The following is a 19,243-nucleotide window of genomic DNA, read 5'->3' on the forward strand; positions in this document are numbered from 1 at the left end:
ATCAGCCCTGCGGGATCGAGCGTTCGATCTCGTCGAGCCAGGTGCGCGCCGACATGTCCGACGGTGCGCGCCAGTCACCGCGTGGTGAGAGCGACCCGCCCGCAGAGACTTTCGGTCCGTTGGGCAGTGCCGACCGTTTGAACTGGCTGAACGAGTAGTACCGCTGCGCGAAGACCTGCAGCCAGTGCCGAATCTCCTTGAGGGAGTACGACGGCCGCTTGTCCTCGGGCAGGCCGGCGGGCCAGTCACCGCGCTGCGGGTCGCTCCACGCGTGCCAGGCCAGAAAGGCCACCTTCGAGGGCCGGAACCCGTAGCGCAACACCTGGAACAGCGAGAAGTCCTGCAGGACATACGGTCCCACCTTGCCCTCGCTGCTCTGGATCTCCTCGTCCTCGCCCGCGGGCACCAGCTCCGGGCTGATCTCGGTGTCGAGTACGGACTGCAGCACCTCATTGACCGTGTCATCGAACTGCTTCGACGAGATGACCCAGCGAATCAGGTGCTGGATCAACGTCTTCGGCACCCCGCCGTTGACGTTGTAGTGCGACATCTGGTCGCCCACCCCGTAGGTCGACCAGCCCAGCGCCAGCTCGGAGAGGTCACCGGTGCCCAGCACGATGCCGCCCCGCTGGTTGGCCAGCCGGAACAGATAGTCGGTGCGCAACCCGGCCTGCACATTCTCGAAGGTGACGTCGTAGACCTTCTCCCCACGCGCGAACGGATGGTCCATCTCCGAGAGCATCAACTGTGCGGTCTCGGAGATGTCGATGGTCTCGAACGTCACGCCGAGGGCCTCGGCCAGCCGGGTCGCGTTGCTCTTCGTGCGGTCGCCGGTGGCAAAGCCGGGCAATGTGAACGCCAGGATGTCACTGCGCGGCCGCTGCTCCCGGTCCATCGCGCGCGCGGCGACGATCAGCGCGTGGGTGGAGTCCAACCCGCCCGAGAGCCCCAGCACGATCTTCGGGAAATCCAGCGCGCGCAGCCGCTGCTCGAGGCCGGCCACCTGGATGCTGTAGGCCTCGTAGCAGTCCTGCTCGAGGCGGTCGGGATCGGCGGGCACGAACGGGAATCGCTCCACCTCGCGCAGCAGACCGATGTCCTCGCCGGGCGGGTCGAGCCGGAACTCGATGCGGCGGAACGCGTCGTCGTCGATGACGTGATGGCGCCGGTTGTCGTCGAACGTGCCCATCCGGACACGTTCGTTGCGCAGCAGTTCGACGTCGACGTCGGCCACCGACCGTCGGGGGCCGGTCGGGAACCGCTCGGACTGGGCCAGACACACGCCGTTCTCCCAGATCATGGTCTGTCCGTCCCACGCCAGGTCGGTGGTGGACTCCCCCGCACCGGCTGCGGCGTAGACGTAGGCCGCCAGACACCGCGACGACGCCGAACGCGCGAGCAGGCACCGGTCCTCGGCGCGGCCGATGGTGATGGGGCTGCCCGACAGGTTGGCCAGCACGGTCGCCCCGGCCAGCGCGGCTTCGGCGCTGGGCGGGATCGGCACCCACATGTCCTCGCAGATCTCGACGTGCAGCACGAACGCCGGCAGGTCGGTCGCGGCGAACAGCAGATCCGAACCGAACGGCACGTCGACGCCGCCCAACCGGATCTCGCCGCGCTCGTCGTCACCGGCGGCGATCTGACGCTTCTCGTAGAACTCGCGGTAGTTCGGGATGTAGGACTTCGGCACCACACCCAGCACCTGGCCGCGGTGGATGACCACCGCGGTGTTGTAGATCCGGTTGCGGTGGCGCAGCGGGGCGCCGATCACCAGCACCGGCAGCAGATCGGCCGACGCCGCCGCGACCGTCGCGACGGCCTCCTCGACGGCCTCGAGCAACGCGTCCTGCATCACGATGTCCTCGATCGAGTAGCCCGTGAGCGTCAACTCGGGGAACACCGCCAAAGCCACACTGTCGTCATGGCATTCGCGCGCCGACTGCAGCACCGCCTCCGCGTTGCCCGCAGGGTCGGCCAGGGCGGTGTGGTGCGTGCAGGCCGCGACGCGGACGAAGCCGTGCCGGTAGGCGGAGTAGAAATCCATGCTTCATTGTTGCCCGTAAACCAAATGGGGTATGCACGTGCCCATGAGTGAGACGGTGGTGCTGGTCGTGGACATGATGAACACCTACGAACACGAGGACGCCGATGCGTTGGCGTCCAACGTCGCCGAGATCGTCGATCCGCTGTCGAAGCTGATCTTCGAGGCGCGTGCCCGCGACGACGTCGACCTGATCTACGTCAACGACAACTACGGTGACTTCTCGGTGGAGTTCGGCGACCTCGTCCGCAATGCGCTGAACGGCGCGCGGCCCGATCTGGTGGAGCCGATCAAACCCGACGACCAGTGCCGGTTCATGACCAAGGTGCGGCACAGCGCCTTCTACGCGACCTCGCTGGCCTATTTGCTGAACCAGCTGAAGCCCGAGCGTCTGGTCCTCACCGGGCAGGTCACCGAGCAGTGCATCCTCTACACCGCGTTGGACGCCTACGTGCGGCATTTCCCGGTGGTGGTGCCGAGCGACGCGGTGGCCCCCATCGACGCCGACCTCGGCGCCGCCGCCCTCCGGATGATGGAGCAGAACATGGACGCCGAGGTCATCCCCGCGGCCGAGTGTCTGCGCTGAGTGTCGCCGGCGTGCCTACTCTGGGAGGGGTGGAATCCCCCGAACTGGTCGCGCTGCTGCGCGGCTGCCGCATCGCGGCGCTCACCGGCGCGGGCATGTCCACCGACTCCGGTATCCCCGACTACCGCGGACCGGACTCCCCGCCCAGTAACCCGATGACCATCCAGCAGTTCGTCTCCGACGCGGCGTTCCGGCAGCGGTACTGGGCCCGCAACCACGTCGGTTGGCGCCACATGGACGACAAGATGCCCAACGCCGGGCATCGCGCGCTGGCCGCGCTGGAGCGGGCCGGGGTGGTCACCGGTGTGATCACGCAGAACGTCGACCTGCTGCACACCAAGGCGGGTAGCCAGGCGGTGGTCGACCTGCACGGAACCTATGCCCGGGTGATCTGCCTGCAGTGTGGTCACTCGATGTCGCGGGCGACGCTGCACGACCTGCTCTGCGCGGCCAATCCGGGATTCCTGGAACGCGCCGAAGCCGTCGGCCCCATCGCCGTGGCACCAGACGCCGACGCGATGCTGTCGGACACGGCGGATTTCTGTGTCGTCGACTGTCCGGCGTGTGGCGGCATGCTCAAACCCGACATCGTCTACTTCGGCGACAGTGTCCCCAAACCCCGTGTGGAGGAGGCTTTTTCGATGGTCGATGCCGCCGACGCCCTGCTCGTGGCAGGTTCGTCGCTGACCGTGTACTCGGGATACCGGTTCGTCCGGCACGCGGTGGCGCGCGGCCTCCCCGTCGCGATCATCAACCGGGGCCCGACCCGCGGGGACGATCTGGCCACGGTGAACATCGACAACGGCTGCTCCCCGATGCTGGCCCTGCTGGCCAACGAACTGCCCGCCGCGACCACCCCGGCGTCGGCATGACCACGGCACTGGCACGTCTGCGTCCGAACGCCGGACCGGTCCACGGTCGGTGGGGTTTCGGCCTCGGTGACCTCCTGGCCCAGATCAGTCGGGCGCCGGGGCCACTGGAGGAGTTGCTGCGCCAGCTCAACCACTTCGGCGCGCTGGTCATCAGTGCCGATTCGGTGGAGTTCGACGGTGACTCGGTGGACTGGTCCGACGTCAAGGACATCGAGATGCACAGCCTGCTCGGCTATCTCGTGTCCGGGGCGCTGGACCGCCAGCTCGGCAAGTTGCCGGTGCCCCGGTTCCCGGGCCGGCGCATCGCGATCGGGCTGGTCTCCGACGCCGCGCTGACCGCGCTGGTGGCACTCACCGGTGACGCGTTGCGCTCCGTCTTCGAGGTGCGCATCCCGGCCGAGGTCAACTACAAGGGCACCTTCCGGCATCGCACGCTCAGCCCGGGTGTGGTGCCGACCCTGCTGATGGCCGATCCCGCGGTGCGCGAAGCACTGATCCAGACCGCCAAAGCCCACGGTGTCACCGTGCGCCGCGCCGACAGCGACGCCGTCGACGACGCCGAGGAACGCGCCCGCAGGATCAAGTCCGCATGGGAGAAGCTGAGCACGTTCATCGACAACCGTTCGGAGTGAGTGCAACAGCCTCAGACGCGCACCAAGTCGTCGGCGTGCACCGCGGGACGCCGCATCTCCGCCGGCAGGTCCGAGGTCGAGCGGCCCAGCATCGTGGCCAGTTCGGCGGCGTCGTAGGCCACCACACCGCGCGCCACCACCGTCGCGTCCTGGGCGCGCAGTTCCACGACGTCGCCACCGTAGAACCGGCCCGACAGCGCGGTGATACCGGCAGGGAGCAGCGAGCGGCGTTGCTGCACAACCGCTTTGACGGCGCCGTCGTCGAGCGTCAGGGTTCCGGCGGCTTCGGCGGCGTAGCGCACCCAGAACTTGCGGGACGACAGCCGCTCGTCGCGGGCCGCGAACACCGTGCCGACCGACGCGTCGCTCAGCGCTGCGGCCGCCTCCGACGCGGCGGCCAGCAGCACCGGGGTGCCGGCGTCGGCGGCCAGCAGCGCCGAGGACAACTTCGAGATCATGCCCCCGGTACCCAGGTTGCTGCCCTGTCCGGCCGTGACGTCCTCCAGGTCGGCGGGGCCGGCCACCTCGGGGATGAACCGTGCGTCACCCTTGCGCGGGTCGCTGTCGTAGAGGCCGTCGATGTCGGACAGCAGGATCAGCGCATCGGCGCCGACCAGGTGGGCCACCAGCGCGGAGAGCCGGTCGTTGTCGCCGAACCGGATCTCGTTGGTGGCCACGGTGTCGTTCTCGTTGACGATGGCCACCGCGTGCAGGGCGCGCAGTCGGTCCAGGGTGCGGGCGGCGTTGGTGTGCTGGGCGCGCATCGAGATGTCGTGGGCGGTCAGCAGGACCTGACCCACGGTGCGCTGGTAGCGGGCGAACGCAGCGCTCCAGGAGTTGACCAGCGCCACCTGTCCGACGCTGGCGGCGGCCTGCTTGGTGGCCAGGTCGGTGGGGCGCTTGTTCAGGCCGAGCGGCTCGATACCGGCGGCAATCGCGCCGGAGGACACGATGACCACGTCCGAGCCGGCCCGCATCCGCGCCTCGATGGCGTCGACCAGGTACTCCAGGCGGCTGGCGTCGAACTTGCCCGCCGGGGTGGTCAGGGCCGTCGTACCGATCTTGACGACCACCGAACGCGCGGTGCGGATCGCGTCCCGGTGCGCGGAACGCGGCAGACCACCGGTCGTCACTGCCGGCTTTCCCGCCGCGCCTTACGCGCGGCTTTGCGCTCGTCGGCGGACACCCGCTCGGTCTGCTCCAACCGTGCGTCGGTGCCGCGCCCCGACAAGGGGACATCCACCCCCGCCGGCGTCTGTGGCTCCCAGTCGAAGGTCATGTCGCCGATGGTGACGGCGCAGCCGGGCTGGGCGCCGAGTTTGAGCAGTTCGTCCTCGACGCCCAGCCGTGCCAGGCGGTCGCCGAGATAGCCGACGGCTTCGTCGTTGTCGAAGTTGGTCTGCGCGACCCAGCGCCGCGGGCGGGTGCCGTGCACGACGAATCCCCCTTCGCCGTCGGGTTCGACCGAGAACGCGGTCTCGTCGACGGGGACGGGGCGGATCACCGGGCGGCGCGCCACCACCTCGGGCTGGGCTGCACGGTAGGCCGAGACCATCTCCCACAGCGCGAACGTCAACGGCCGCAACCCTTCTCGGGTCACGGTGGATACCTCGAAAACCGGCCAGCCGAATTTCTCCGCAACCTCGGCACGGACCAGCTCGGCAAGGTCGCGGGCGTCGGGGACGTCGATCTTGTTGAGCACCACCGCTCGTGGGCGCTCCGCGAGGTCACCGAGCGTGGAGTCGCCCTGCAACGTCGGGGTGTAGGCAGCCAGTTCGGCTTCCAGCGCTTCGATGTCCGAGACCGGGTCGCGGTCGGTTTCCAGCGCGGCGCAGTCGACCACGTGCACCAGGACGGCGCAGCGTTCGATGTGGCGCAGGAAGTCCAGCCCCAGACCTCGGCCCTCCGAGGCGCCGGGGATCAGGCCGGGAACGTCGGCGACGGTAAAGGTGTGCTCGCCGGCCGACACCACGCCCAGATTGGGCACCAGCGTGGTGAACGGATAATCGGCGATCTTCGGCTTGGCCGCCGAGATCGCCGACACCAGCGAAGATTTCCCGGCAGACGGGAACCCGACCAGGCCGACGTCGGCGACCGTCTTGAGTTCCAGGGTCAGCTCGCGGGTCTCGCCCTTCTCGCCGAGCAACGCGAAACCGGGGGCTTTGCGGGCCCGCGACGCCAGTGCCGCGTTACCGAGGCCGCCACGGCCGCCGGCCGCGGCTTCGAAGCGGGTTCCGGCGCCGACCAGATCGGCGAGCAGCTGGCCGTGCTCGTCGAGCACCACCGTGCCGTCGGGGACCTTGACCTCGAGGTCCTCCCCCGCGGCGCCGTCCCGGTTGCTGCCGGCACCCTGCTTGCCCGACGGCGCGACGATGTGCGGGTGGAAGTGGAAGTCGAGCAGCGTGTGCACCTGAGGATCGACCACGAAGATCACGCTGCCGCCGCGACCGCCGTTGCCGCCGTCGGGACCACCGAGCGGCTTGAACTTCTCGCGGTGCACCGAGGCGCACCCGTTACCGCCGTTACCGGCCCGCGCGTGAACGACGACGCGGTCGATGAACCGGGGCATCGGGCTTCCTTTCCAGGACGAAATCTCTCGTTTTGCGGGCGACGTGCGCGAGCCCGGCGAGCAAAACGGGGATCTCGACGGAGAAGTCAGACCTCGCTGCGGGTGGCGCGCACGATGTTGACGTACTTGCGGCCGCGCTTGGTGCCGAACTCGACGGCGCCCGGAGCGGTCGCGAACAGGGTGTCGTCACCGCCGCGGCCGACGTTGACGCCGGGGTGGAAGTGGGTGCCGCGCTGCCGGACCAGGATCTCGCCGGCCTTGACGACCTGGCCGCCGAACCGCTTGACGCCGAGCCGCTGGGCGGCGGAGTCGCGACCGTTGCGAGAGCTGGATGCGCCCTTCTTGTGTGCCATGTCTGTCGCTCCTGCCGTTACTTGATGCCGGTGACCTTGAGCACCGTCAGCTGCTGACGATGGCCCTGGCGCTTGTGATAGCCGGTCTTGTTCTTGAACTTGTGGATCCGGATCTTGGGGCCCTTGGTGTGCTCGAGCACCTCTCCGGTGACGGCGACCTTCTCCAGGTCCTTCGCGTCGGTGGTCACCTTCGCGCCGTCGACCACGAGGGCCACCGGCAGGGAGACCGAGGCACCGGGCTCGGCGTCGAGCTTTTCCACCTTGACGATGTCGCCGGCCGCCACCTTGTACTGCTTGCCGCCGGTCTTCACGATCGCGTACGTGGCTGTCTGCGCTGCCATCGTTGGTCTTCCTCTGCTTCGCGTGCGGGCGCGCATCACCCGAGGGTGTGCGTGCGGGTCTGGTGCGGGAACGATCCCGCTCTCCGGCCGGCCAGGGGCTGGCCCAGGAGACAACTGCTCAAGATTACGTGACCAGCGGCTGGAGAATCAAACCGCTCAGTCCTGGCTGGGCGGTCCGGCCGGTCGGGCCGCGGCCCGGCGACGCTGCCGAGCCGGGCGGGACACGAGGACCGGCGCATCGTCGTCCTCGTCCTCGTCCTCGTCCTCGTCCGAGTCCTCGTCGGAGTCGTCATCGTCCTCGTCGGAATCGTCCTCGGAATCCACGACGACGATGTCGTCCTCGATCTCTTCCTCGTCGTCGTCGAGGTCGATCTCGTCCTCATCCTCTTCTGAGTCGTCAGCGTCTTCCGAGTCGTCAGCGTCGTCCGAGTCGTCAGCGTCGTCGTCCGAGTCCTCGGCGTCGTCATCCGGGCCGAACGTCTCATCCGAGTCCTCGTCGGTGACGGCTTCCCGCACGGCGTCCGGCTCGATCTCGCCGACCCCTTCGGCAGCCTGGCCGGTTTCGTCGGTGGGCTCGTCGTCGTCCTCGGCCTTGTCGCTCGCGGCGGCCATCGCCTTGAACATCGGGTGCTCGGCCGGGGTGTGCGACGGCAGTTTGGCGACCTGCACGTCTTGCGGCTCGCGGGCGGCGCGCTTACCCCGCTTGCTGCGGCGGCTGTTGCCACCGCCGCCGTTGTCCGACTTGCGGCCACCACCGGAGGAGGTGGAATCGACGGGGTCACCGTGCAGCACGATGCCCCGGCCCGCGCAGTGGGTGCACGACGTGGAGAAGGCCTCGATGAGACCGGTGCCCAGACGCTTACGCGTGAGCTGCACCAATCCCAGCGACGTCACCTCGGACACCTGGTGGCGGGTGCGGTCGCGGGCCAGGGCCTCGGTCAGCCGGCGCAGCACCAGGTCACGGTTGGATTCGAGCACCATGTCAATGAAGTCGATCACCACGATGCCGCCGATGTCGCGCAGCCGCAGCTGGCGGACGATCTCCTCGGCCGCCTCCAGGTTGTTGCGGGTGACGGTCTGCTCCAGGTTGCCGCCCGAGCCGGTGAACTTGCCGGTGTTGACGTCGACGACGGTCATCGCCTCGGTCCGGTCGATCACCAGCGTGCCGCCCGAGGGCAGCCACACCTTGCGGTCCATCGCCTTGGTCAGCTGCTCGTCGATGCGGTGCACGGCGAAGACATCCGGAGCCGACGCGGCATCGCCGGCCGGTTCGTACTTCGTCAACCGCGGCAGCAGTTCGGGCGCGACGGCCTCCACGTAGTCGGTGATGGTCTTCCATGCGTCGTCGCCGGAGACGATCAGCCCGGAGAAGTCCTCGTTGAACAGGTCGCGGATGACCTTGACCAGCACGTCGGGCTCCTCGTAGAGCGCGACTGCGGCACCGGCCTTCTTCGCGGTGATGTCGGCGGCCTTGGCCTCGATCTCGTTCCAGCGTTTCTGCAGCCGCTCGACGTCGGACCGGATGTCGTCCTCTTTGACGCCTTCGGACGCGGTGCGGATGATCACGCCGGCGTCGGCGGGCACCACCTCGCGCAGGATCTCCTTGAGCCGCTGGCGTTCGGTGTCGGGCAGCTTGCGGCTGATCCCGGTCGATGACGCTCCGGGCACGTACACCAAATAGCGCCCGGCCAGCGAGACCTGCGTGGTCAGGCGCGCTCCCTTGTGCCCGACGGGGTCCTTGCTGACCTGCACGACGACGTAGTCGCCCGGTTTGAGGGCCTGCTCGATCTTGCGGTTCTGCCCGCCGAGGCCCGCGGCCTCCCAGTTGACCTCACCGGCGTAGAGCACCCCGTTGCGGCCGCGTCCGATGTCGACGAATGCGGCCTCCATCGAGGGCAGCACGTTCTGCACGATGCCGAGGTAGATGTTGCCGACCAACGAGGCCGAGGCCGCCGAGGTCACGAAGTGCTCGACGACCACGCCGTCTTCGAGGACCGCGATCTGGGTGTAGCGGGCGCCCTCGTGGGGCGGTTCGGTGCGGACCTTGTCGCGCACCACCATGACCCGCTCGACCGCTTCGCGCCGGGCGAGGAACTCGGCCTCCGACAGGATCGGCGGCCGACGGCGGCCCGCGTCCCGCCCGTCGCGGCGGCGCTGCCGCTTGGCTTCGAGCCGTGTCGAGCCGCTGATGCCCTGGATCGCGTCGGCATCGGTGGAGGATTTGTCGTTCTTGCGGGGTTCGCGCTCGTGCACCACCGTGTTCGGCGGGTCATCCGGCGAAGCGCTGCTGTCGTCGTCGCCGCTGGAGCCCGACTTGCGGCGGCGCCTGCGCCGCCGGCGCCGGGTGCTGCCGTCGCCGCCGTTACCGTCGTCGTCGCCGTTGTCCTCGTCATCGGAGTCGGAGTCGGCGTCGGAATCGGCATCCGAGTCGGCGCCCTGCGAGTCCGTCTGGGCGTCGCCGTCACCGTCGGGTGGGGCGTCGTCGCCGTTCTGCTCTCCGCGTCCCCGACCACGGCCGCGACGTCCGCGCCGCCGGCGCTTGGCCGCCGGCCGGCCACCGGCGTCGTCGTCGGAGTCGGCGTCGTCGTCGGAATCGGTGTCGTCGTCACCATCGTCGTCGGTGTCTTCGTCGCGTTCGAACCGCACCGGCTGAGGGGCGACGAACAGCGGCAGGTAGTCGGCCGGCTCGGGCGCCGACTCCGACGCCTCCTCCAGCATCAGGCGCGACTCCGGTTCTTCCTCCGCAGCCTCGGGAGCCTCGGCGGTCTCCGGTGCCGCCTCGGGTGCCTCGGCGACCTCCGGTGCGGGGTCGGGCGCGGCGGCGTTCTCGACCGTGGGAGCAGGGTCGGCGTCGACTGCTGGCGCTTCCGGCTGAGCGAGCACCTCGCGCACCCGGTCGGCCTCTTCGGGGCCGATGGTCGAGTGCGCGCTGCGGGTCCGACCGTCGAGTTCGACGAGGGCGTCGATGATCCGCCGGCTGGTGGTGCCGAGCACCCGCGCCAGCGAGTGGACTCTCAGGCGTTCTGCAGACGTCTGCTTGGCTCCACCGGCCGAGGCAGCAGGTTGCTGCACCTCTTCCGGGAGATCGTGGGTCGGGGCTTCGAAGTTCTCATTGTCGGCCACGTATTCTCCTCAAGCCCCCGGGCGCGTCGTGTTGCTGACGCGGCCACGCGAGGGCTTCCGATTTGGCGTCCGAGTTCCCGATTGCTCGGGGTCCCGAACTCGTTATGGTCTCGCTCCGAGTAGATCCCGCGGGATCAGGCTCGGTGCCGGTCTGAATGATGGCTGGACGGTCCGCGCCGCACCGCGTCGGCGATGGTCGCGCTCGTCGAAGTCTTCATTCGGGTAGCCGACCCGGGTCTGTCAGGACGGTCACCCTCGCCCAGTATCCCACACCACAACACGTGAACCGTTCAGGCCGGGTCCGCCGCGTCCGCGGCCGAACCGACCCTGGCTAACTCGTGGGGAACCAGAGAGCGATCTCGCGCTCGGCGGACTCCGGGGAGTCCGATCCGTGCACGAGGTTGAACTGCGTCTCCAACCCCAGGTCACCGCGGATGGTTCCCGGGGTGGCCTTCTCGACGGGATCGGTGCCGCCGGCCAGTTGCCGGAAGGCAGCGATCGCGCGGGGGCCCTCCAGGACGGCAGCGACCACCGGCCCGGAGGTGATGAACTCCAGCAGCGAACCGAAGAACGGTTTGCCGTCGTGTTCGGCGTAATGAGCGCGGGCCAGGTCCTCGCTGACGTTCTTGAGTTCCAGCGCGACGATGTCGAGGCCTTTGGCTTCGATCCGGCTGATGATCTCGCCGATCATCCGGCGTTGGACACCGTCGGGCTTGATCAGAACCAGGGTTCGCTCAGTCACGGCCGACAGCCTACCGACCGGTCACTCCGGTTGGATCTGCTGGCCCGGCAGTTGCCCGCGCCGCTGGCGGCGCAGGACCTCGGCGCGCAGATAGGCGATCAGCAGCCACACCACCAGGAACAGCAGTCCGATGAAGCCCAGGCCGGGATAGATCAACCAGCCCGCGATCAACACCCCCTGGACCGCGAGGTTCGCCCAGATCGCCCAAGGCCGCCCCTGCACCCCGGCCATCAGCACCAACAGCACCGCCACGCCCACCACGTAGGTCGTCGACACCGGCGTCAGGCCGCCGCCGACGGCCCCGACGACAGGCAACGCGAGCAACACGACGATCGCCTCGAGGATGAGGGTGCCGGCCATGACGCCCCGGAAACTGCGCCACGGATCGGGAGCAGAGGTCTGTTCGCTCACGCGGGGTCCTTTCCGAACAGGGTCCGCGCGGCGCCGGCGGTCACCACCGATCCGGTGATCACGATGCCGGCCCCGCTCAGCGCGGCTGCGCTGTCGGCGTCGGCGCCGGAATCCTCCACCAGCGCCGTGGCCGTCTCGATCGCGTCGGGCAGGGAGGCCGCGACGACCACCCGCTCGGGGCCGAAGATCTCCTCGGCCTTGACGGTCAGAGCGTCGATCTCCAGTGCGCGCGGCGAACCGTTGTGGGTGACGACGATCTGGTCGAAAGCCGGCTCCAGTGCGGCCAGCACGCCGTCGACGTCCTTGTCGGCCAGCACCGACACCACACCGACGAGGTAGCGGAAGTCGAACTCCTCCCCCAGAGCCTGCGTCAACGCGGCTGCGCCGGCCGGGTTGTGCGCGGCGTCGATGAAAACCGTTGGGGCGCTGCGCATCCGCTCCAGCCGGCCCGGCGAGGTCACACTGGCGAAACCCGCGCGCACGGCGTCGACGTCGAGTTGGCGGTCCGCCCCGGCGCCGAAGAAGGCCTCCACGGCCGCGAGGGCGAGTGCGGCGTTGTGCGCCTGGTGTTCGCCGTGGAGGGGCAGGAAGATCTCGGAGTACACGCCGCCGAGGCCCTGCAGTTCCAGCATCTGACCGCCGATGGCCAGCGCACGGCTGAGGACCGCGAACTCCGAATCCTGACGCGCCACCGCGGCGTCGGCCCGCACCGCTTCGGCCAGCAGCACCGACATCGCCTCGGGATCTTGACGGCCGATCACGGCGACGGTGTCGGTGGGGACCAGGTCGTCGCGCTGCTTGGTGATGATGCCGGCCTTCTCGCCGGCGATGGCCGCGATGGTGTCGCCCAGATAGTCGGTGTGGTCCATCGCGATCGGGGTGATCACGGCGACGGGCGCGTTGACCACGTTGGTGGCGTCCCAGCGGCCGCCGAGGCCGACCTCGACCACCGCGACGTCGACCGGCGCGTCGGCGAACGCTGCGAAGGCCATCGCGGTGACCACCTCGAACTTGCTCAGGCGCGGCCCGCCGCTCGCCTGGGACTGCTGGTCGACCAGTTCGACGAACGGTTCGATCTCCCGGTAGGTGTCGACGTAGGTGGCCGGACTGATCGGCGCCCCGTCGATGCTGATGCGCTCGACCGCCGACTGCAGGTGCGGACTGGTGGTGCGGCCGGTGCGACGGTGCAGCGCGGTGAGCAGCGCGTCGATCATGCGGGCCACCGACGTCTTGCCGTTGGTCCCGGCGACGTGGATCGACGGATAGCCCTGCTGCGGCGAGCCCAGCATCTCCATCAGCGCGGAGATGCGCGCGGTGCTCGGGTCGATCTTGGTCTCCGGCCACCGCTGGTCGAGCAGATGCTCGACCTGCAGCAGCGCGGCGATCTCGTCGGGAGTGGGTTCGGGGGTGGTCATCAGGGCTGCGCCGGCAACGAATCCAGCCGCGCCTGGATCCGCTCGACTTCCTCCTGTGCCACCTGTCGGCGCGCCCGGATCTTGTCGACGACGTCGGCCGGCGCCTTGGCCAGGAACGCGTCGTTGCCCACTTTGGCCGAGGTACCCGCCAGTTCCTTCTGCGCGGCGGCGAGGTCCTTCTCCAGCCGGCGCCGCTCGGCGGCCACATCGACGGTGCCCGAGGTGTCGACCTCGACGACGACCGTGGCGTCGGACAGGCGCACCTCCACTGCCGCAGACGGGGTGAAGTCCTCGGCCGGCGGTGTCAGCCAGGCCAGCGCGCTGACCGCCGGCACCTGCGCGTCGAGACCGGCCGCGCTGATCTGCGACAGGCGCGCCGGCACCCGCTGCCGGTCGGCCAGGCCCTGATCACTGCGGAACCTGCGCACCTCGGTGATCAGCTTCTGCATGTCGGCGATGCGTTGCGCGGCAACCGGATCGAGGCTGATGCCGCTGGGCTCCGGCCACTCGGCGATGACCAGCGACTCCACCTTTCCCGTCGCTTCGCTCGCCCCAGCCCCGCCGGTCAGCGTCTTCCACAACACCTCGGTGACGAACGGCATCACCGGGTGCAGCAGTTTGAGCAGCGTGTCGAGGACTGCCGCCAGCACTGCGGTGGTGTGTGAGATCCCCTCCCCGAGTTGCACTTTGGCCAGTTCGACATACCAGTCGCAGAACTCGTCCCACGCGAAGTGGTACAGCGCCTCGCAGGCGCGGTTGAACTCGTAGGCCTCGAACGCCGAATCTACCTCTGCGCGCACCTGTTCCAGGCGGCCCAGGATCCATCGGTCGGCGTCGGTGAGTTGCTCGACCGGTGGCAGCGGCGCCGGCGCGGCGCCGTTGAGCAACGCGAACCGGGTCGCGTTGAACAGCTTGGTCGCGAAGTTACGCGAGGCGCGCGCGTGATCCTCACCGATGGACAGGTCACCGCCGGGGCTGGCGCCGCGAGCCAGGGTGAACCGCAGCGCGTCGGCGCCGAACTTCTCCACCCAGTCCAGCGGATCGATCCCGTTGCCGCGCGACTTGCTCATCTTGCGGCCGTGCTCGTCACGGATCAGGCCGTGCAGGAACACGTTTCGGAACGGAACGCTGCCCGATCCGATCGCCTCGTCACCGGCGACGAACGTGCCGAACATCATCATCCGCGCCACCCAGAAGAACAGGATGTCGTATCCGGTGACGAGCACGGTGGTCGGATAGAACTTCTCCAACTCGGGGGTGCGCTCGGGCCAGCCCATCGTCGAGAACGGCCACAACGCCGAGCTGAACCACGTGTCGAGGACGTCGGGGTCCTGCACCCAGCCGTCCGGCGGTGTCTCGTCCGGTCCGACGCAGGCGATCTCGCCGTCGGGCCCGTGCCAGATCGGGATGCGGTGACCCCACCACAGCTGGCGCGAGATGCACCAGTCGTGCATGTTGTCGACCCAGTCGAACCATCGCGGCTCCAGGCTGGCGGGGTGGATCACGGTGTCCCCGTCGCGGACCGCGTCACCGGCAGCCTTGGCCAGGCTCTCGACCTTGACCCACCACTGCAGGCTCAGCCGCGGCTCGATCGGTTCGCCGCTGCGCTCGGAGTGCCCCACGCTGTGCAGGTAGGGCCGCTTCTCGGCGACGATGCGGCCTTCGGCGGCCAGCGCCTCACGCACCGCGACGCGGGCCTCGAAGCGGTCCATCCCGTCGAACTGCGTGCCGGTGTCGGTGATGCGGCCCTTGGTGTCGAGGATCGAGGGCATCGGCAGCTGGTGGCGCAGACCGATCTCGAAGTCGTTGGGATCGTGGGCCGGGGTGACTTTGACTGCGCCGGTGCCGAATTCGGGATCGACGTGGGAATCGGCGACCACCACGATGTCGCGGTCGAGGAACGGGTGGGGCAGCGTCTGGCCCACGAGGTGGCGGTAGCGGTCGTCGTCGGGATGCACGGCGATCGCGGTGTCGCCGAGCATGGTCTCCAGTCGCGTGGTGGCCACGACGATGTGCGGTTCGGCGTCGGACAGCGATCCGTAGCGGAACGAGACGAGCTCGCCCTCCACGTCTTCGTATTTGACCTCGAGGTCGGAGATCGCGGTCTCCAGGACCGGCGACCAGTTCACCAGTCGCTCGGCGCGGTAGATCAGACCGGCGTCGAAGAGTCGCTTGAAGATGGTGCGCACGGCGCGGGACAGGGTCTCGTCCATGGTGAACCGGTCGCGACTCCAGTCGACGCCGTCACCGAGACGACGCATCTGCGCACCGATGGTGCCGCCGGACTCGCGTTTCCAGTCCCACACCTTCTCGATGAACTGGTCACGGCCGAAGTCCTCTTTGGTCTTGCCGTCGGCGGCGAGTTGCTTCTCCACCACCGTCTGGGTGGCGATGCCGGCGTGGTCCATCCCGGGCAGCCACAGCACCTCGAAGCCCTGCATACGTTTGCGGCGGGTCAGCGCATCCATCAACGTGTGGTCGAGCGCGTGGCCCATGTGCAGGCTGCCGGTGACGTTCGGCGGGGGCAGCACGATCGAGTAGGCCGGCTTGGCGCTGGCCGGGTCGGCGGTGAAATATCCGGCGTTCACCCAGCCTTCGTAGAGCCCGGTTTCGACGGCACCGGGATCCCAGGACTTGGGGAGGGCGTCGAGACCGGGGTTGGTGCGGGGCGGGGAGGTCACCGCGCCATTCTAGGAAGGCGGTGGCGTCAGAGCCGAGTGACCTCCAGCGTCACCCCGGCCCTGGGCAGCCGGTCGAGCAGCACGTCCCCCATCGCCGAGGCCGGGGTCAGCACTCCACGCAGGTCAGAGAGCTTGTCGCGGTCCAGTGCCAGCGCCAGCCCGCTCTCGGCGAGCAGCACCGAGGTGGCCTTGTAGCCGGGATCACCCTGCTGGGACATCGTCGCCCGGTACCGGGCGCCGCCCGAGGTGGTGGTGTAGGTGTCGACGGTGTAGTGGCCGCGCTCGCGGGTGCGCTCGTCGGGACCGGTGCCGGGCTTGGGCAGCACGCGCTCGAGAAGACCCTGCGGTATCCGGCTGAGGAACCGGCTGCCCAGTTCCATCGTCGCGACGTTGCCGCCCGTGGCCACGGCCGCGGCGAGCGGCGCGGCCACGGACCGGCCGCAGCTCATCTGTTCGGCGTACTCGAAGCGCCGGCCGTACGGGTAGTCCAGCAGCGCGTTGGTGCGGCGCACGATGCGGGTGTTGGGCAGCGCCATCGGGAACGCGCCGACCCAGTACCCGTCCAGTTCGGGGGCGATCTCGCGGCCGCGGCGCCACCGCGCGTCGGGTTGGGCGCCGAGCGCCGGTTCGGCGTCGCGGTCGGGGGTCAGTGTGTAGGGGTCGTTGAGCAGCTGCCGCGCCTCCGGGTCGAGGGAGGCTTCGCGGGCCAGCTCGGTCATCGACGCCACGGTGCCGCCGGACACGCCACCGGCGAAGGTGCGCACCACGAAGTTGGTGTCCTCGAGCTGTCCGGTGCCGTCGCGTTCGGCCTGCCGGTACAGCGCGAAGACGGTCAGGTCCGACGGGATGGAGTCGAATCCGCACGAGTGCACGATGCGTGCGCCGGTGTCGTGTGCCTGCTTGTGATAGGTGTCGATGCACCGCCGGATGAACAGTGTCTCCCCGGTCAGGTCGGCGTAGTCGGTGCCTGCGGCCGCACATGCGGCCACGAGCGGCTCGCCGTATTTCAGGTAGGGGCCCACGGTGGTGACCACGACGCGGGTGCGCGCAGCCATGTCGGCGAGGGTCGACGGCTGGGAGGCGTCGGCGGTGATCAGCGGCCAGGACTGCGCCTCGGCCCCGAGGGTTTCCCGGACCGCGAGCAGCCGGTCGGCGGAGCGGCCGGCCAGGGCGATCCGCGCGCCGTGCTGGGTCGACGCCAGGTATTGGGCCGTCAGTTTGCCGACGAATCCGGTCGCGCCGTAGAGGACTATGTCGAATTCGCGCTCTTCATCAGCCATGCTTCGACGCTACTCCAGCATTTCGGGCCACTGCTCGTTTGCGCCCAGCACGTGACCGGCCAGGAACGCCAGCACCGCCTGGTACCAGAGCTTGGCGTGCTGGGGTTGGAGCACCCAGTGGTTCTCCGACGGGAAGTAGAGGAAGCGGTGCACGGTGCTGCCGTCGTCGGCTGCGGGCAGCCCCGACGCACTGAGCAACTCGTACCACAGGCGGAGCGCCTCACCGATGGGTACGCGGTAGTCCTTGTCGCCGTGGATCACGAGCATCGGCGTGACGATCTGGCCGACGAAGCGGTGCGGTGAGTGGGCGGCGGTCATCTCCGGTGTCATCTCGCGCGCCCACCAGTACGCGCTGTCGGTGGTGGGCCCGAACTGGTCGAGCGCCCACAGACTGGCGTGGGTGACGATCGCCCGGAAACGGTCGGTGTGGCCGGCGATCCAGTTGGCCATGTACCCGCCGAACGATCCGCCCATCGCCGCGGTGCGGGCCGCGTCGATCCGCGGATGCGCACAGGCGGCATCGGTGGCGGCCATCAGGTCCTCGTACGGTGCCGCACCCCAGGCGCCCCACCCGGCCTGAATGAACTGCTGGCCGTACCCGGTCGACAGCGCCGGGTCCGGCAGCAGCACGGCATACCCGGCGGCGGCCATCACCCACGGGTTCCACCGCCAGTGCCAGGAGTTCCAGCTACCCAGGGGTCCGCCGTGGATCCACACCAGCAGCGGCGCCGGGGTGGTGGCCTCGGGTAGCACCAGCCAGGACCGGACGGTGCGTCCGTCGGCCGCATCGGCGCTCACCTCGGTGAGAGTGCCGGGCAGGGCGGGCATCTCGACGCACGGCAGTGGGGTGACCGAACCGTCGGGGTCGATGCGCACCGGATGCGGCGGCGCGGTGTAGCTGCTGCGCAGGGCGTAGAGCACACCGTCCGGCGCGGCGTGGACGTCGGTGTAGGTGTGGTCGTCGGCGACCAGCGGCCGCACCGTCTTGGCGCCCGGATCGACGGTGAAGACAGGTCCGCGTCCGTGGTCGTCGGCGGTCACGATCAGCGACGACCCGTCGTGCGTCCAGGTCACCGAGGTCGGCCAGCGGTCCCAGTCACCGGTCACCTCGATCGGTTCGTCGTCGCCGAATCGCTTCAACCACAGGGTGATTCGGGGCGCGCGGTCGGGTGCGGAGAGCGTTTCCCGGGTGTAGGCGACGGCGCTGCCGTCGGGCGAGATCGCCGGGGCACCCAGGTCGGCGTGCGGATCGTCGACCACGGTGACGCGCTCGCCGGTGGCCAGGTCGATGCGCACCAGGACGCTACGTTGCGCGGCGCCCGGCACCGGCCGCCGCCACGTCGTCACCAGGAAGGTGCCGTCGCGGCTCAGGTCGACGTCGGCTTCCCGGACCGCGTCGCCGGGGTCCGGCGTCACAGTGCGGACCTCGCCGTTCGCGTCCACCCGCAGCAGGTGCGCGCGGCCCGGCCCGAGGTCGTGGTCCCAGTACCGCACGGGGTAACCGGTGTGCAGCACCGCCGAGACCTTGTTGTCCTTAAGCTTGCCGCGGCGCTTCTCGTCGTCGTCGAGGGTGTCCGCGCCCGCCAGCATCGTGGTGCCGACCACCAGGGTGTCCGCGGTGCGGGCCGTCAACGCGCGATCGACGCCGCCGGGGCACGTGAGCAACTCGCTGGCCTCGCCGCCGTCGGCCGGTAGACGCCACAGCGCGCGGGGCGGGGTGTCGTCGTCGGCGGTGGGACGGACCGCCTGGAAGAGAAGGTCGCCGGTGGCGGTGAAGCACGGCGCGGATTCGCCTTTCGCGCCGTAGGTGAGGCGTCGCGCGGGCTGGTGCCCGCGCGGGTCGAGTTCCCAGATGGCGCTGAGGAATTCGTTGGCCTTGTCGTTGAGTCGGCTGATCGTGGTGACCACGCGCCGGCCGTCGGGCGAGACGGCCAGCCCGGATACCCGGGGCAGCGCGAGGAAGTCGTCGAGATCGTGAAACGGACTGACGCCAGGATCTTTCGAAGCGGGGACCATGTCACCATCTTTCCTCTCGGTAGGGTCGCGTCAGTGTCAGGGTGAGGTCACCGCTTCTTGCGGTGGTTGGATCCTTTACACCTGGTGTCTGGCTCGTAGGGTGCCTGCCGCCTCCGGGTTGGCGAGCATGCGTTTTGTCGGCATCAGGTGTGAAGGACCGGCCGGCGTGACTTGATAGGAG

Annotated in this window: 15 protein-coding genes; 3 read left to right on the forward strand and 12 right to left on the reverse strand. The window is 69.3% G+C overall.

Annotated features, from left to right (window positions below; all coding sequences use genetic code 11):
• Position 1: 1 nt before the first annotated feature.
• Positions 2-2,044 (reverse strand): NAD(+) synthase, encoded by a 2,043-nt coding sequence (locus tag ACAG25_RS01810; RefSeq protein WP_370486570.1) that lies wholly within the window; start codon positions 2,042-2,044, stop codon positions 2-4.
• Between the two features lie 43 nt (positions 2,045-2,087).
• On the opposite strand from ACAG25_RS01810, the gene ACAG25_RS01815 reads away from it, so the two are divergent.
• The 3 genes from ACAG25_RS01815 to ACAG25_RS01825 are packed head-to-tail and all read left to right on the forward strand — an operon-like array spanning position 2,088 to position 4,131.
• A complete protein-coding gene (locus ACAG25_RS01815) occupies positions 2,088-2,627 on the forward strand; it encodes a cysteine hydrolase family protein (RefSeq protein WP_370486571.1) in 540 nt (179 codons plus the stop codon).
• Between the two features lie 29 nt (positions 2,628-2,656).
• Positions 2,657-3,499, forward strand: coding sequence for an NAD-dependent protein deacetylase (locus ACAG25_RS01820; RefSeq protein WP_370486842.1), 843 nt, complete (start codon positions 2,657-2,659; stop codon positions 3,497-3,499).
• Complete coding sequence (locus ACAG25_RS01825; RefSeq protein WP_370486572.1) at positions 3,496-4,131, forward strand: hypothetical protein; 636 nt, start codon at positions 3,496-3,498, stop codon at positions 4,129-4,131. Before ACAG25_RS01820 ends, ACAG25_RS01825 begins: the two co-directional genes overlap by 4 nt.
• A gap of 11 nt (positions 4,132-4,142) precedes the next feature.
• Here the strand turns inward: ACAG25_RS01825 and proB are convergent, their stop codons facing one another.
• The 11 genes from proB to ACAG25_RS01880 all read right to left on the reverse strand — a co-directional run bounded on the left by proB (position 4,143) and on the right by ACAG25_RS01880 (position 19,062).
• Positions 4,143-5,249 carry a glutamate 5-kinase gene (proB, locus tag ACAG25_RS01830; protein ID WP_370486843.1) on the reverse strand — a complete coding sequence of 369 codons (1,107 nt, stop codon included), beginning with the start codon at positions 5,247-5,249 and terminating at the stop codon, positions 4,143-4,145.
• 11 nt (positions 5,250-5,260) lie between these two features.
• Positions 5,261-6,700, reverse strand: coding sequence for a GTPase ObgE (gene obgE / locus ACAG25_RS01835; protein ID WP_370486573.1), 1,440 nt, complete (start codon positions 6,698-6,700; stop codon positions 5,261-5,263).
• Positions 6,701-6,786: 86 nt separating this feature from the next.
• The gene (gene rpmA, locus ACAG25_RS01840) at positions 6,787-7,053 is read right to left on the reverse strand and encodes a 50S ribosomal protein L27 (RefSeq protein WP_370486574.1); all 267 of its coding nucleotides are present in this window, start codon (positions 7,051-7,053) and stop codon (positions 6,787-6,789) included.
• Positions 7,054-7,070: 17 nt separating this feature from the next.
• Positions 7,071-7,394: a 50S ribosomal protein L21 gene (rplU, locus tag ACAG25_RS01845; RefSeq protein ID WP_370486575.1), complete on the reverse strand. Its 324-nt coding sequence runs from the start codon at positions 7,392-7,394 to the stop codon at positions 7,071-7,073.
• 156 nt (positions 7,395-7,550) lie between these two features.
• Positions 7,551-10,517 carry an Rne/Rng family ribonuclease gene (locus tag ACAG25_RS01850; protein WP_370486576.1) on the reverse strand — a complete coding sequence of 989 codons (2,967 nt, stop codon included), beginning with the start codon at positions 10,515-10,517 and terminating at the stop codon, positions 7,551-7,553.
• Positions 10,518-10,848: 331 nt separating this feature from the next.
• A complete protein-coding gene (ndk, locus tag ACAG25_RS01855; RefSeq protein ID WP_370486577.1) occupies positions 10,849-11,259 on the reverse strand; it encodes a nucleoside-diphosphate kinase in 411 nt (136 codons plus the stop codon).
• A 21-nt stretch (positions 11,260-11,280) separates the two neighbouring features.
• Entirely contained in the window at positions 11,281-11,619 is a 339-nt protein-coding gene (locus ACAG25_RS01860) for a DUF4233 domain-containing protein (protein WP_370486844.1), read from the reverse strand.
• Between the two features lie 47 nt (positions 11,620-11,666).
• The gene (locus ACAG25_RS01865) at positions 11,667-13,085 is read right to left on the reverse strand and encodes a folylpolyglutamate synthase/dihydrofolate synthase family protein (RefSeq protein WP_370486578.1); all 1,419 of its coding nucleotides are present in this window, start codon (positions 13,083-13,085) and stop codon (positions 11,667-11,669) included.
• Positions 13,085-15,766 (reverse strand): valine--tRNA ligase, encoded by a 2,682-nt coding sequence (locus ACAG25_RS01870; RefSeq protein WP_370486579.1) that lies wholly within the window; start codon positions 15,764-15,766, stop codon positions 13,085-13,087. The genes ACAG25_RS01865 and ACAG25_RS01870 overlap by 1 nt, the downstream gene beginning before the upstream one ends.
• A gap of 26 nt (positions 15,767-15,792) precedes the next feature.
• A complete protein-coding gene (locus ACAG25_RS01875; RefSeq protein WP_370486580.1) occupies positions 15,793-17,046 on the reverse strand; it encodes a trans-acting enoyl reductase family protein in 1,254 nt (417 codons plus the stop codon).
• 9 nt (positions 17,047-17,055) lie between these two features.
• Positions 17,056-19,062 (reverse strand): prolyl oligopeptidase family serine peptidase, encoded by a 2,007-nt coding sequence (locus ACAG25_RS01880; protein WP_370486581.1) that lies wholly within the window; start codon positions 19,060-19,062, stop codon positions 17,056-17,058.
• Between the last annotated feature and the right edge of the window lie 181 nt (positions 19,063-19,243).

The organism is Mycobacterium sp. pV006 (assembly GCF_041287115.1).
Taxonomy (GTDB): domain Bacteria; phylum Actinomycetota; class Actinomycetes; order Mycobacteriales; family Mycobacteriaceae; genus Mycobacterium.

Excerpts from the sequence above, each read along its gene's own strand:
- ACAG25_RS01810 (WP_370486570.1), bottom strand. The coding sequence starts at position 2,044 with ATGGATTTCTACTCCGCCTACCGGCACGGCTTCGTCCGCGTCGCGGCC.
- ACAG25_RS01815 (WP_370486571.1), top strand. The coding sequence starts at position 2,088 with ATGAGTGAGACGGTGGTGCTGGTCGTGGACATGATGAACACCTACGAA.
- ACAG25_RS01825 (WP_370486572.1), top strand. The coding sequence starts at position 3,496 with ATGACCACGGCACTGGCACGTCTGCGTCCGAACGCCGGACCGGTCCAC.
- obgE (WP_370486573.1), bottom strand. The coding sequence starts at position 6,700 with ATGCCCCGGTTCATCGACCGCGTCGTCGTTCACGCGCGGGCCGGTAAC.
- rpmA (WP_370486574.1), bottom strand. The coding sequence starts at position 7,053 with ATGGCACACAAGAAGGGCGCATCCAGCTCTCGCAACGGTCGCGACTCC.
- rplU (WP_370486575.1), bottom strand. The coding sequence starts at position 7,394 with ATGGCAGCGCAGACAGCCACGTACGCGATCGTGAAGACCGGCGGCAAG.
- ACAG25_RS01860 (WP_370486844.1), bottom strand. The coding sequence starts at position 11,619 with ATGGCCGGCACCCTCATCCTCGAGGCGATCGTCGTGTTGCTCGCGTTG.
- ACAG25_RS01865 (WP_370486578.1), bottom strand. The coding sequence starts at position 13,085 with ATGACCACCCCCGAACCCACTCCCGACGAGATCGCCGCGCTGCTGCAG.
- ACAG25_RS01875 (WP_370486580.1), bottom strand. The coding sequence starts at position 17,046 with ATGGCTGATGAAGAGCGCGAATTCGACATAGTCCTCTACGGCGCGACC.
- ACAG25_RS01880 (WP_370486581.1), bottom strand. The coding sequence starts at position 19,062 with ATGGTCCCCGCTTCGAAAGATCCTGGCGTCAGTCCGTTTCACGATCTC.